This window comes from Gimibacter soli (assembly GCF_028463845.1).
GTDB classification, from domain to species: Bacteria; Pseudomonadota; Alphaproteobacteria; order Sphingomonadales; family Kordiimonadaceae; genus Gimibacter; species Gimibacter soli.
Genome location: NZ_CP116805.1, coordinates 3,491,653 through 3,504,784, shown reverse-complemented (window position 1 = coordinate 3,504,784; position 13,132 = coordinate 3,491,653). Strand labels below are relative to the sequence as shown.

Here is a 13,132-nt window from a genome sequence, read left to right as displayed (position 1 = left end):
GCTTAAAGCTCCCCATAGGTTTCCTGTCCTCACTGATTAGCATATTTTGATAACCAATGAAATACCAATTTTGACATTGGTTCTATATTGTGGTTTAGTGGTATCGTTGATAAGCTCGTTTTTGTCCTGCGCTGTCATTAAACTTCAGGCGCAGCAAGGCTTCAAGAGGCACGTTATGGTGAAGACATTCGATCTGGTGATTTTCGGCGGCACGGGGGACCTGTCGCGCAAAAAGCTGCTGCCCGCGCTCATTGCCGGTGTGGTGGCGGGCCGGGTCAGCCCGGACAGCCGGATTTATCTCACCTCGCGCTCGGCGGCGGATGAAACGGTCGCCGGCTGGCTGACCAAGGTTTTCGCTGAAACCGCGCCAGCGTGCCATGTATCGGACGATAATTTCGCCACCTTCGCGTCGATGGTGCGCTTTGTGCAGCTCAATCTCGGCGAGGGCGGGGATGACTGGAAGGCGCTCGCTGCCGATATCAACAAGCAGGATGACCGTCCGCTTGTTCATTTCCTCGCTGTGCCGCCGTCCCTCTTTACCAGCGTCTGCGACCAGCTTGGCGCCAACGGCCTGAACGGCGAGCGTGCCCGCGTTGTGCTCGAAAAGCCGCTGGGGCATGACTATGATAGCGCCGAGGCGATCAATGCCGATGTGGCGCGTCATTTCGCGGAAGGCCAGACCTTCCGGATCGACCATTATCTCGGCAAGGAAGCCGTGCAGAATCTGTTGGCCCTGCGCTTCTCGAATATTCTTTTCGAGCGTCTTTGGTCCAACCGCACAATCGACCATATCCAGATCACGGCGGCCGAGAATATCGGCGTTGAAGGCCGCGCCGGCTTCTATGAAGGCACCGGTGCGATCCGCGACATGGTGCAGAACCACCTTCTGCAGCTCCTTTGCCTTGTGGCGATGGAGCCGCCGGCGCGCTTGGACGCTGACAGCATCCGTGACGAAAAGCTGAAAGTGCTGAAGTCGCTGGAACCGCTTGAAGGCGACGCCATCGACCGCAACGTGGTGCGTGCGCAGTACGGCGAGGGTGCCGTGAACGGCAAGGCCGTGCCGGGCTATGCCGCTGACCTTGGCCTGAAGGACAAAAGTCAGACCGAAACCTTCATCGCGCTGAGGACCCATATCCAGAACTGGCGCTGGGCCGGTGTGCCCTTCTATCTGCGGACCGGCAAGCGCCTGCCGGCGCGCTTCGCCGAGATCGTCATCCAGTTCAAGGATGTGCCGCACTCGCCGAACGCCGCGTGGGGCGCCAGCATCAACCCGAACCGTTTCATCATCCGCCTGCAGCCCGAGGATCATCTGGCCCTGCGCGTGATGATGAAAAACCACGATTCGTCGTCGGACGAGCTGAAGGAAGTGGAGCTGCGGCTTGATGACGTCGGCGCCAAGGGGCCGATGCGGATGGGGCCGTATCTGCGCCTGATCCTCGATGCCGCCCGCGGCGACCAGAGCCTCTTTGTGCACCGTGCCGAAGTGGCCCACGCCTGGCGCTGGGTCGACCGGATCATCGCGCACTGGCAGGCCAAGCCCGCAACGCTCAAGACCTATTCGGCCGGCACATGGGGGCCGTATGAGGCGCATGACCTTATGTCGCGCGATGGCCGCACCTGGTATCACGACGGCAGCGCGGAGTAAGGCGGGTGGCAAACTTCCTGTCGTTCGACAGCCGCGAGGCAATGGTGGCGGCGATCACGGCCGACACACGCACCCGGCTTGAAGCCGCCCTCGGAAAAAGCGGTGAGGCCCGCTGGGCTGTTTCGGGCGGCTCGACCCCCGCGCCGCTTTTTGCCGCGATGGCGGATGCCGACATGGCATGGCAAAATGTGAAGGTCGCGCTCGTTGACGAACGCTGGGTGGAGGCCGATCATGCGCGCTCGAACACCGCGTTCCTTCGCCGCACGCTTCTGACGGGCAAAGCAGTGGATGCTGCCTTCACACCGATGAAAGTGCCGGGTGACGATCCGTTTGCTGCTGCTTCGCAAGTGGACGCTACCTACAAGGCGCTTGATCCGTTTGATGTCGTGCTCCTCGGTATGGGGCCGGACGGACACACAGCCTCGCTCTTCCCGTCGGCTGAAGGCCTTGAAGCCGCGATGCAGCCGGATGATGCGGCGACCGTGCGGGCCATCCGCGCCAACCGTAGCGATGTGACGGGGGACGAGGTATTGCGCCTCACCCTCACGCTTGGTGCGCTCACCCGCGCCGGTGCGGTGCAGCTGATGATCACGGGGGACGACAAGAAAGCGGTGTATGATGCCGCAACGGACCCCGCAAGCAACCTGCCCATCGGGCGCGTTGCACGGGCGCTGGGCGACAGGCTCAGCGTCTATTGGGCGGCCTGATCCGCCCTGAACACCCAAGGACTGAAGAGATGACCGACCCCCGCCTTCTCAAGATAACCGACCGTATCCGTGAACGCTCGACCGCCAGCCGTGCGGCCTATATGGCGCGCATCCAGGCGATGCGCGATGCCGGCCCGCAGCGTGGCCGCATGTCCTGCGGCAATATCGCCCACGCGATTGCTGCCTGCGGCGAGGCGGAAAAGCACCAGATTGCAGACGGCAAGGTGCCGAACATCGGCATTGTTTCATCCTATAACGACATGCTTTCGGCCCACCAGCCCTATCACACGATGCTGCCCGAACTGAAACGCGCGATCATCGATGCAGGCGGTGTGGCGCAGATGGCCGGTGGCGTACCCGCCATGTGTGACGGCGTCACGCAGGGCGAGCCGGGCATGGAAATGTCGCTTTTCTCGCGCGATGTGATCGCGATGGCGACGGCAATTGCCATGAGCCACAATGTCTTCGATGGCGGGTTGCTTCTGGGCATCTGTGACAAGATCGTGCCGGGCCTTCTGATGGGTGCGCTTTCCTTTGGCCATCTGCCGTTCGTGTTTGTGCCCTCTGGCCCGATGCCGACCGGCATCTCGAACAGCGAGAAGGCCAAGGTCCGTCAGGAATATGCCCTCGGCAAGGTTGGCCGTGCCGAGCTTCTGGAATCGGAAAGCCGCGCCTACCACAGCCCCGGCACCTGCACCTTCTATGGCACCGCCAACACCAACCAGATGATGCTCGAAATGATGGGGCTGCAACTGCCGGGCTCGAGCTTCGTGGCGCCGAATACCGACCTGCGCGCCGCGCTCAATGATGCCGCTTCCGCCCGCGCTGTGGCTTTGGCTGCTGCCGACAAGCCGAAAGGGCTGGCCGATATGGTGGACGAACGCGCCATCGTGAATGCTATCTGCGGGCTTCTGGCGACCGGTGGCTCTACCAACCATACGCTCCATATCGTGGCGATTGCGGCAGCGGCTGGCATCAAGGTCACGTGGGGTGATTTCGCTGATCTTTCGAAGATCGTGCCGCTTCTTGCCCGCGTTTACCCGAACGGGCTCGCCGATGTGAACGCCTTCCATGCCTCGGGCGGTACGCCGTGGGTCACAAAGGAACTGCTGTCGGCGGGCCTACTTCATAACGACGGCGAAACGATCCTCGGCAAGGGCCTTGAAGCATGGGGCACTTTCCCCGAGCTTGAAGGTGAGCGCGCGAGCTGGAAGCCGCTTCCCGCGACGCCCGGTGACGATACCGTGCTGCGCCCTGCCACCAACCCCTTCCAGGCCGAAGGTGGACTTGAAATCCTTGAAGGGCCGCTTGGCGACTGCGTGATCAAGGTTTCCGCCGTGAAGCCCGAACACCGGGTGATCGAGGCACCTGCCATCGTGTTCGAGCATCAGGATGACCTGCTGACGGCTTTCAAGGCCGGCAAGCTGGAGCGCGACTTTGTGGCGGTCGTCCGCTATCAGGGGCCGAAAGCCATCGGCATGCCGGAACTGCATAAACTGACGCCGTCCCTTGGCGTGCTGCAGGACAAGGGCTTCAAGGTGGCGCTTGTGACCGATGGCCGCATGTCCGGCGCATCGGGCAAGGTGCCGGCGGCAATTCACGTCAGCCCCGAGGCGGCGATGGGCGGGCCTATTGCACGTGTGCAGGATGGCGATATGATCCGGCTCGACGCCGTGAAAGGCACGCTGGAGCTTCTGGTGGATGCGGACGAGTTTGCCGCCCGCACGCCATCCAAAGGCCCCGAGCAACCGCTGACCTACGGCCGCGACCTGTTCACCGGCTTCCGCGCGCTTGTTTCCCCCGCGGGCGAAGGCGCCAGCGTATTCACCCATCAGGCTTTCTGAGGACTTCGACCCATGACCGATATCAAGACCATCATGACGCTCGCACCCGTGATCCCGGTGCTGAACTATAAAAGTGCCGAGGAGGCGGTTGCCGTCTCGAAGGCGCTTTACGACAATGGCTTGAAGGTCCTGGAAATTACCCTGCGTCACCCGTCGGCGCTTGAAAGCATTTCGGCGGTTGCCAAGGCGCTGCCGGATGCCGTGGTGGGTGCGGGCACCGTACTGACCCCCGAACTTGCCAAGCAGGCGAAAGACGCCGGCGCCGTGTTCGGTGTGAGCCCGGGCCTCACCGAGACGCTTGCCGATGCAGTCAAAGCCCTCGGCTTCGATTTCCTGCCCGGTGTGGCCACCCTTTCCGAAGCCATGCAGGCGCGCGAGTGGGGCTTCAGCGAGCTGAAATTCTTCCCCGCCGAAGTCGCAGGCGGTGTGCCGTTCCTGAAGGCTGTCGGCTCCGTGCTGCCGGACCTCACCTTCTGTCCCACAGGCGGTGTGACCGAAGCTTCGGCCCCGACCTATCTGGCGCTTGATAACGTGGCCGTTGTCGGCGGCTCGTGGCTGACCCCGCGCGGGCAGGATGGCAAGATCGATCCGGCGGCAGTTGGCGCGCTCGCCAAATCGGCTGTCGCCAAACTCGGTCGCTGATTTTCAACGATTGTTGAATTAAGACACCGGAGCGTCTTGCGCTCCGGTAGCCCGTCGTGCCACTCTCGCCCCGCGTATTCAGTCAGGGGGAGGGCAAGCGGTGCGGCATATCTATCTGATCCTAGGGTTGCTGATTGCCCTTCTGGGCATCGTCGCCTTCGTGTGGGAAGCGCCGCTGACCGCCGGGGCGACCGGCCTGCCGCACGCCACAATCGACGGCATGAAGGTGGGCGGAGACGCCGCCGCGCGCCTCGATGCACTTGGAAACGCCCCCTATTTCATGCAGCTGATCGTCATCGCGCTTGTCGCGATCCTTTATGATTTCTCGCTGCCCGCCCACCGCCGCATCCGCGCCGCGCGTATCGGCTTCACCCTGCTGGCACTCGCCGCGGCTGTCGTATGGACAGCCATCTGGTTCGGCTACCGGGCCGCAGTTGGCGGTGACGAGCCGGCGATTGTGCTCGGGTTCCCGTGGCCTTCCACCGTCGCCATCTGGGGCGTCTGGGGATCAATGCTTGCCTTCGATCTTTTCTATGTGTGGGGGTTCCGTCGCTTCATCCTGCATGCGGACGATGAAGCCGCCTTCGCCGCCCTTGTGGCCGAGATGAAGGCCGACCGCGGGGAGGGCGTGTGATGGACGCTTATGCACACGAGATCATCCTCGGCTTCGTCGCCCTTTACATGGTCTTCTGCATCGGGGTTGGTCTTTGGGCCATGAAACGCACCCATACGGCGGGGGACTTTTTCGTCGCCGGTCGCGGCCTTGGGCCTTGGGTTGTGTCGCTTGCCGTATTCTCCTCCACCCTGTCGGGCTTCGGTTTCGTCGGCGGGCCGGGGCTTGTCTATGCCACCGGCCTTTCCTCGATGTGGATGGCGACCGTGTCGGCCCTTGGCTTCGGGATCGGCTATTATCTGATCGCCAAGCGTATCCGCATGATCGCGGAGCTGCGCGATACCGTCAGCCTGCCGGATCTTGTGATGGCGCGCTACGAAAGCAACTGGGCGCGGGGCCTATCGGCGCTAACGATCCTTCTGGGCGTCATCGGCTATCTGGCGACGCAAATTCTGGCGATGGCGATGGTGCTGCAGTCGCTGCTCGCCGATACCGCCATGTTCGCCGGTATCAGCCTGGCGGCCTGTGCGGCCATCTCGTCCGCCGTCTTGATCTTCTATTGCGTCACGGGTGGCATCATCGCCTCCGTTTACACTGATCTCATCCAGGGCTTCGTGATGATGGTGGCGGGGGTGCTTGTCGTTGTGGCGGCCATCGGCGTGTTCGATGGCGGGCTGGGTGAGGCGAGCCAGATGCTGATGGACACGGACCCGGAATCGGCGCTGCCCTTCGGCACTATGGGACCGATGGCGGCGCTTTCATGGTTCTTCCTCTTTGGCTTCGGGCTGTCCGGCCAGCCGCATGTGACGACCAAGATGATGATGAACCGCCGGCTTTCGGACAATCGCATCGTCGTGCCCATCACGGTGATCGGCTATGTGCTCGCGGCGCTTCTGTGGGTTTCAATCGGCATGGTGATGCGCGCGTTGGTGATCGGCGACATGCATGCCCCGCTCGGCGCGCCCGATGAGGCGGCCCCGGTGTTCCTGCGCGAGTTTGCCAACCCGATCCTCGCGGGCATCGTGTTTGCCGGGCTCTTCGCGGCGATCATGTCGACGGCAGACAGCTTCCTCAATATAGGGGCGGCGGCGATCATCCATGATATCCCGAAGGCGATCCGGGGACGGTCGCTCGGGGCCGAGCTTTTCTGGGCGCGGGTGGCGACCATCGGGCTCAGCATCTTCGCGACGCTTTTCGCGCTCTATAGCTTCTATGAAAACGGCGCGCTGATCGGCTTCCTTGGCGTGTTCGGCTGGGGCACGTTTGCCTCGGCGCTGCTGCCTGTCGTGATGTTCGGGCTGAACTGGAAGCGGGCGTCGGCGAGGGCGGCGGTGGCGGCCATCGTTGCCGCACTCGCCATCAATATCGGTTTCTATCTCGCCGGTGTGCGTCCGCCCCACGGGATGGATCCGGGTTTTGTGGCCCTTCTTGTGTCCCTCACGCTTTTCATCATCGTGTCGCTGCTCGACAAGCCGAAAAGCCTGCCGAAGGATATTGACCGGGTGCTGGACCTTTAACCCCCGGCGCCCAGCATCATCCGGCCAAAGAAGCGGACCATGTCGGGGATCGCCGAAACCGGCACACGCTCGTCTTCGGCATGCAGCGTTCTGATCAGCGCCGGGGTCATCGGCACATAGTTGAAGCGGTACTGCGCATCGCTGACACCCGCATAATGGCGCACATCGGTGGCCATCAGCACGAGCATGGTGGCAACCGGCGGCGGCGCATCGGGGGTCATGCCCTTGATCGTGTCGCTGATCAGCCGGTAGGCGTCGCTATCGGTAGGGCTGACGGGTGAGGCCGGCGTCATCACGCTGCTTGCAGGCTCCACGCTGATCATGTCATCCGCGATCACCTCGCGCAGGGTGGCAAGGACAGCCTCGGGCGCGTCGCCGGGGAAAAGGCGCAGGTTGACGGTGGCCTCGGCCACGGTCGGGATCACGTTATCCTTGATGCCGGCCGAAAGGATCGTCGGCACCTTGGTGGTATGCAGGCTCGCCGCCATGTCGGGCGCTTCCTTCATCAGCGCCACCACAAGCGGTTCGGTCAGCCACAGGTTGGCGACCGCCAGCCGCTGCCCGAACGGCAACAGCGGCATCGCGGGCTCAAGGGTCGAGCGCAGGAAGCGCGCATCGTTCGGGAACTCGTAGGCTTCGAGCCGCTGGATCGCCTTCGCGAGGCGGCTGATCGCCGTATCCTTGCCGGGGCGCGACGAGTGACCGCCCTGACCGCGCGATGTCAGTTTCACGCTCATATAGCCTTTTTCGGCAACGCCGATCAGGGCAACAGGTTCGCTGGTGCCGCCAAAAAGCCCGTCGGTCGCAACGGCACCGCCTTCATCAAGGACGAAGGCCGGGCGCACGCCGGTCTCCTTCAGGTGCGCGGCGATGGCGACAGCGCCCGAGCCACCGACTTCCTCGTCATGGCCAAGGCCCAGAAGGATAGTGCGGGCAGGGATATAGCCACGGGCAAGCAGCGTCTCGGTGGCCTCCAGAAGCGTGATCATCGGGCCTTTCATATCAAGCGCGCCGCGGCCCCAGACCATGCCGTCGGCCACAATGCCGGCGAAAGGCGGGTGGGTCCATTCACCGAGCGTCGCGGGGTCCACCGGCACCACATCCATGTGCGCGAGGAACATGGCGGGCTGCAGGCTGGCGTCCTTGCCCGGCCATTCGACGAGGAGGCTATGGCCCGCGATGCGGGTGACCTTGAGCTGCGAGAAAACGTTCGGGAAAGCCTCGCCAAGCCAGGCATGGAAAGCATCGAAGGCTTCGGTGTCATAGGGCGCACCGGGGGCGCGGGAGATGGTTTCAAACGTCAGCGCCTTGGCGAGCTTGGCGACGGCTTCTTCCTCGTTCACCGGGAAGGCTTCGGGCGCAGCGACTGGCGCGGGCATGCCTGGCGCCATCAGCGTACGACCGACCATGACAGCGGCGAGAACCGCGATAAGTGCCACAACAGACAGAATCAGCCGACGTACCATTCCCGTATCTCCAAATTCCTGAACTGGCGTCACATTAGGAACAGTTAGCCATGCTAACAAGGCGCAAATGCCGCAGCTGCCATAACGTATCGGGTATATCCGGGTGCCTCGCCGGTTCGTGAACGCCCGTGCGTTTGCAAAAGGGGCGTGCTGCCGTATAGGCTGAAGCCGGATTTGAGAAGGATATGAGACATGGCCGACAGTTTTGATTACGACCTTTTCGTCATCGGTGCGGGCTCGGGCGGCGTGCGGGCTGCACGGATCGCTTCGGGCTTTGGCGCCCGCGTGGCGGTGGCCGAGGAATATCGCGTTGGCGGCACCTGCGTCATCCGCGGCTGCGTGCCGAAGAAGCTGATGGTCTATGCCTCGCACTTCGCGGAAGAGTTCGAAATGGCCAAGGGCTTCGGCTGGACGGTCGGTGAAACAAGCTTCGACTGGCCGGCTTTCATCAAGGCCAAGGACAAAGAGATCGACCGGCTGAACGGCGCCTATATCAACACGCTGAACAATGCGAAGGTGGAGATCATGATGGGCCGCGCGGTCATCACCGGCCCGCATGAAGTGACGCTGGGTGACAAGGTGGTCACCGCCAAGACGATCCTCATTGCCACCGGCGGCACCCCGACCAAGCCGGATATCCCGGGCGCCGAGCATGCCATCACCTCGAACGAGGCTTTCCACCTGCCGGACCTGCCGGACCATGTAGTGGTCGTGGGCGGCGGCTATATCGCGGTCGAGTTCGCCGGCATCTTCAATGGCATGGGCGCCAAGGTCACGCAGCTCTATCGCGGCGACCAGATCCTGCGCGGGTTCGACGGCGACATCCGCAGCCGCCTTGCCACTGAAATGACCGGCAAGGGGATCGACCTCCGCCTGAATACCAATGTCACCGCCATCGAGAAAACCGCCACCGGCGTGCGCCTGACGCTGACGGATGGCTCCACCCTTGATGCGGGCGCTGTGATGTTCGCAACCGGCCGCAAGCCGCACACGGATAATCTGGGCCTCAGGAAAGCGGGTGTAGCGCTTGACGATGCAGGCGGTGTGATTGTCGACAAATATGGTCGCACCACCAACCCCGCTATTTATGCGGTGGGGGATGTGACGAACCGGATTGCGCTGACGCCCGTTGCGATCAAGGAAGGTCATGCCTTCGCGCTGACGCTTTATGGGAATGCGCCGACGGCGCCCGAGCATGACGCGGTGCCGACCGCCGTCTTCTCGCAGCCGCCCATCGGCACCGTCGGCCTGTCGGAAGAAGACGCGGCAGCAAAGGGCCATGATGTTGCAGTCTATGTTTCCGACTTCCGCCCGATGAAACAGACGCTCGCCGGCGGCAGCGAACGCGCTTTCATGAAGCTTGTTGTGGACAAAAAAACCGACAAGGTGCTGGGCGCCCATATGATCGGCGCGGACGCGGCAGAAATCATTCAGGGCATCGGGATTGCGGTGAAGGCCGGCCTCACCAAGGCCGATTTCGACCGCACCGTGGCGGTGCATCCGTCGGCAGCGGAAGAATTTGTCCTGATGCGTACGCCGCGCAGCAATTAAGCCGGTTGCCGCAGCATGGGGGTGCGGCAATATCGCCCGCGACAAGCGCATATGGCGAATGGTATTAGTTTTTCTCCGTCGCCTTTTAACCATATTCAAGGTACGACGGAAGGGAGGGGCCCGGCTTTAGTATTTGTGCCGTAGTAAAAAACAAGGACGATCCATATGAGTGCAGAGACCCAGCATCTAGAATCCGCCGTGGTTCGCTTCGCAGGTGATAGTGGTGACGGCATGCAGTTGACGGGCGGCCGTTTCACCGCCACGACTGCCCTCTCGGGGAACGACCTTGCGACCTTCCCCGACTTCCCCGCCGAGATCAGGGCGCCCGTTGGCACCACTTTCGGCGTGTCTGCTTTCCAGATCAATTTCGGTGCCAAGGCGATCATGACGGTGGGCGACCGCCCCGATGTGCTGGTGGCCATGAACCCCGCAGCCCTGAAGACCAATCTTGGCGACTTGCGCTCGGGCGGCGTGCTGGTGGTGGATACCGGCACCTTCAATCCGCGCAACCTGCAAAAGGCCGGCTACGAGGCCGACCCGATCGAGGCGGGCTCCCTGAAAGATTACCAGCTGATCGAGATCGATATCTCGAAGCTCACCCTTGAAGCCGTGAAGGATTTCGGCCTTGGCAACAAGGAAGCCCTGCGCTGCAAGAATATGTGGACGCTCGGCCTGATGCTCTGGATGTTCAGCCGCAAGCGCGAGCCGGTGACAAACTGGCTGCAGAAGAAATTCTCGAAGGCGCCGACGCTCGCCGACGCCAACATTGCCGCGCTCAACGCCGGCCACGCTTTTGGAGAAACGGCCGAGCTTTCGGCCACCCTGAAGCGTTACCAGATCGATGCGGTCAAGTCCGAACCCGGCCTTTATCGCACCGTCACCGGCAGCCAGGCGATTTCGTGGGGCATTGTCGCGGGGGCGGAACTTGCCGGGCTGAATGTCATGTTCGGCTCCTACCCCATCACCCCGGCCTCGCCGGTGTTGCACACGCTTTCGGGGCTCAAGGAACTGGGGGTTGTCACCTTCCAGGCGGAAGACGAGATCGCGGCGGTGTGCGCGGCCCTCGGCGCCTCCTATGGCGGGGCGCTCGGCGTCACGTCATCGTCCGGCCCCGGCATCGCGCTCAAAGGGGAAGCCATCGGGCTTGCCATCTCGACCGAGCTGCCGCTTCTCATCATCAACAGCCAGCGGGGCGGGCCCTCGACAGGCCTGCCGACCAAAACCGAACAGTCCGACCTGTATCAGGCCGTCTATGGCCGCAACGGGGACGCACCCGTGCCGGTGATTGCCACTTCGTCGCCCGGTGACTGTTTCGATGCCGCCATCGAGGCCTGCCGGCTGGCGGTGAAATATATGACCCCCGTGATGCTGCTGACGGACGGCTTCATCGCAAACGCCGCCGAGCCTTGGAAAATTCCCGATCTTTCCACTTATGCGCCCTTCAAGGTGCAATTCGTGACCGAGCCGGGCGAGGCGGGCTTCAATCCCTTCAAGCGGGACGAGACGACCCTTGCCCGCAACTGGGCGATCCCCGGCACGCCGGGCTGCGAACACCGGATCGGCGGCATCGAGAAAAGCTTCGCGACGGGGCATATCTCCTATGATCCCGCCAACCATCAGAAGATGACCGACACCCGCGCCAACAAGATCGCCGGGATCGCCAATGACATTCCGGCGCAGACTGTGGATCAGGGCGAGGAAACGGGTGACCTGCTGATTGTCGGCTGGGGCTCCACCTATGGTCCGATTTCGGAAGCCGTGCGGTGTGCGCGGGCCGAGGGGTTGAAGGTTTCCCACGCCCATATCCGCTATCTCAATCCCTTCCCGGCGAACCTCGGAGACCTGATGAAGGGGTTCAAACAGATCATGGTGCCGGAAATGAACCATGGCCAGCTGAAGACGGTGCTGCGCGACACCTATCTCGTCGACGCAAAGCCCTTCACCAAGGTATCCGGCCAGCCGTTCAAGATTGCCGAAATCCTGGATGGCATTCGCGCCATGCTCGGCGCATAATCGAAGGAGCGAAGCCATGAACGACATGAGCGCCGCCAAGATGAATGAACCGCTGAAGCCTGCCGATTTCGCAACCGATCAGGAAGTGCGCTGGTGCCCCGGCTGCGGGGACTATGCGATCCTGAAATGCATGCAGCGCACCCTGCCGGACCTCGGCGTGACGCGCGAAAACACCGTGTTTGTCTCAGGGATCGGCTGCTCCAGCCGCTTCCCCTATTATATGAATACCTACGGCTTCCACACGATCCACGGTCGCGCGCCGGCGATTGCGACGGGGCTGAAGCTCGCCAATAACGACCTCGATGTCTGGGTCGTCACGGGGGACGGCGACGGGCTTTCGATCGGCGGCAACCATCTGATGCATGCCCTGCGCCGCAACGTTGACCTGAAGATACTGCTCTTTAACAACAAGATTTACGGCCTCACCAAGGGGCAATATAGCCCGACCTCGGATATCGGCACCCGGTCGCCCTCTACCCCCGATGGCTCGATCGACCCGTCGCTTGACCCGATCAGTTTCGCGCTCGGCGCCAACGCGCCCTTCGTGGCCCGCACGGTGGACACCGCACAGAAGCATATGCCCATCGTCTTCACCCGCGCCCACCAGTTCAAGGGCACGGCGTTCGTCGAAATCCTGCAGAACTGCATCGTTTATAACGATGATGTCTGGGCGAAGGTGACCGACAAGGCCTCGGCAGCCGACAATCAGCTGCATCTGGAGCACGGCAAGCCGATGCTCTTTGGCAAGGACAACGAGAAGGGCATCCGCTTCAACCCGGCGACCTTCAGCCTTGAGGTTGTCACGCTTGGAAACGGTGTCGACCTTGAGCATATCCAGGTGCATGACGAAACCAGCCTGCCACTCGCCCAGATGGTCGCCCGCCTTGGCCACAAGGACGGCGAGCCGGTCGCCATGGGTGTGCTTTACGCTGCCCCGCGCGGTGAAACCTACACCGAAGCCGTCCTCGGCCGCGTCGCGAGCGCCAAAGGCCGCCGGTCCTTGCAGGACATCATGAAAGCGGGCGAGACCTGGGTGGTGGAGTAGGACAACACGGCTTCATTGCATAAGCAATTGAGCCTATCTCTGGCCGCCTTCCGGTCAGCACGTTGGTGATTTGTGTATCGTCATTCGGA

The 13,132-nt window shown here is 62.5% G+C and carries 10 protein-coding genes; 9 read left to right on the top strand and 1 reads right to left on the bottom strand.

The window, feature by feature from the left end; all coding sequences use genetic code 11:
- Positions 1–175 precede the first annotated feature (175 nt).
- The 6 genes from zwf (at position 176) to PH603_RS16125 (ending at position 6,968) form a co-directional block, all read left to right on the top strand.
- Complete coding sequence (gene zwf, locus PH603_RS16150) at positions 176–1,645, top strand: glucose-6-phosphate dehydrogenase (protein WP_289503791.1); 1,470 nt, start codon at positions 176–178, stop codon at positions 1,643–1,645.
- Between the two features lie 5 nt (positions 1,646–1,650).
- Entirely contained in the window at positions 1,651–2,352 is a 702-nt protein-coding gene (pgl, locus tag PH603_RS16145) for a 6-phosphogluconolactonase (RefSeq protein WP_289503790.1), read from the top strand.
- Positions 2,353–2,381: 29 nt separating this feature from the next.
- Positions 2,382–4,196, top strand: coding sequence for a phosphogluconate dehydratase (gene edd, locus PH603_RS16140; RefSeq protein ID WP_289503789.1), 1,815 nt, complete (start codon positions 2,382–2,384; stop codon positions 4,194–4,196).
- A gap of 12 nt (positions 4,197–4,208) precedes the next feature.
- A complete protein-coding gene (gene eda / locus PH603_RS16135) occupies positions 4,209–4,838 on the top strand; it encodes a bifunctional 4-hydroxy-2-oxoglutarate aldolase/2-dehydro-3-deoxy-phosphogluconate aldolase (protein WP_289503788.1) in 630 nt (209 codons plus the stop codon).
- A 100-nt stretch (positions 4,839–4,938) separates the two neighbouring features.
- Entirely contained in the window at positions 4,939–5,472 is a 534-nt protein-coding gene (locus PH603_RS16130) for a hypothetical protein (protein ID WP_289503787.1), read from the top strand.
- Positions 5,472–6,968: a sodium:solute symporter family transporter gene (locus tag PH603_RS16125; RefSeq protein ID WP_289503786.1), complete on the top strand. Its 1,497-nt coding sequence runs from the start codon at positions 5,472–5,474 to the stop codon at positions 6,966–6,968. The genes PH603_RS16130 and PH603_RS16125 overlap by 1 nt, the downstream gene beginning before the upstream one ends.
- Here PH603_RS16125 and PH603_RS16120 read toward each other — a convergent pair.
- Complete coding sequence (locus PH603_RS16120) at positions 6,965–8,434, bottom strand: M20/M25/M40 family metallo-hydrolase (protein WP_289503785.1); 1,470 nt, start codon at positions 8,432–8,434, stop codon at positions 6,965–6,967. The genes PH603_RS16125 and PH603_RS16120 overlap by 4 nt on opposite strands.
- A 192-nt stretch (positions 8,435–8,626) precedes the next feature.
- Here PH603_RS16120 and gor point away from each other — a divergent pair, with 192 nt between their 5' ends.
- From gor to PH603_RS16105, 3 genes are all read left to right on the top strand, one after another.
- Positions 8,627–9,985, top strand: coding sequence for a glutathione-disulfide reductase (gor, locus tag PH603_RS16115; protein WP_289503784.1), 1,359 nt, complete (start codon positions 8,627–8,629; stop codon positions 9,983–9,985).
- A 165-nt stretch (positions 9,986–10,150) separates the two neighbouring features.
- Positions 10,151–11,998: a 2-oxoacid:acceptor oxidoreductase subunit alpha gene (locus PH603_RS16110; RefSeq protein ID WP_289503783.1), complete on the top strand. Its 1,848-nt coding sequence runs from the start codon at positions 10,151–10,153 to the stop codon at positions 11,996–11,998.
- 16 nt (positions 11,999–12,014) lie between these two features.
- Positions 12,015–13,043, top strand: a complete 1,029-nt coding sequence (locus PH603_RS16105; RefSeq protein WP_289503782.1) for a 2-oxoacid:ferredoxin oxidoreductase subunit beta — start codon at positions 12,015–12,017, stop codon at positions 13,041–13,043.
- The last annotated feature ends 89 nt before the right edge of the window (positions 13,044–13,132 follow it).

What these genes read in the sequence shown, in the direction of transcription:
- zwf (WP_289503791.1), top strand. Translation starts at nt 176, where the DNA reads ATGGTGAAGACATTCGATCTGGTGATTTTCGGCGGCACGGGGGACCTG.
- edd (WP_289503789.1), top strand. Translation starts at nt 2,382, where the DNA reads ATGACCGACCCCCGCCTTCTCAAGATAACCGACCGTATCCGTGAACGC.
- eda (WP_289503788.1), top strand. Translation starts at nt 4,209, where the DNA reads ATGACCGATATCAAGACCATCATGACGCTCGCACCCGTGATCCCGGTG.
- PH603_RS16125 (WP_289503786.1), top strand. Translation starts at nt 5,472, where the DNA reads ATGGACGCTTATGCACACGAGATCATCCTCGGCTTCGTCGCCCTTTAC.
- PH603_RS16120 (WP_289503785.1), bottom strand. Translation starts at nt 8,434, where the DNA reads ATGGTACGTCGGCTGATTCTGTCTGTTGTGGCACTTATCGCGGTTCTC.
- gor (WP_289503784.1), top strand. Translation starts at nt 8,627, where the DNA reads ATGGCCGACAGTTTTGATTACGACCTTTTCGTCATCGGTGCGGGCTCG.
- PH603_RS16110 (WP_289503783.1), top strand. Translation starts at nt 10,151, where the DNA reads ATGAGTGCAGAGACCCAGCATCTAGAATCCGCCGTGGTTCGCTTCGCA.
- PH603_RS16105 (WP_289503782.1), top strand. Translation starts at nt 12,015, where the DNA reads ATGAACGACATGAGCGCCGCCAAGATGAATGAACCGCTGAAGCCTGCC.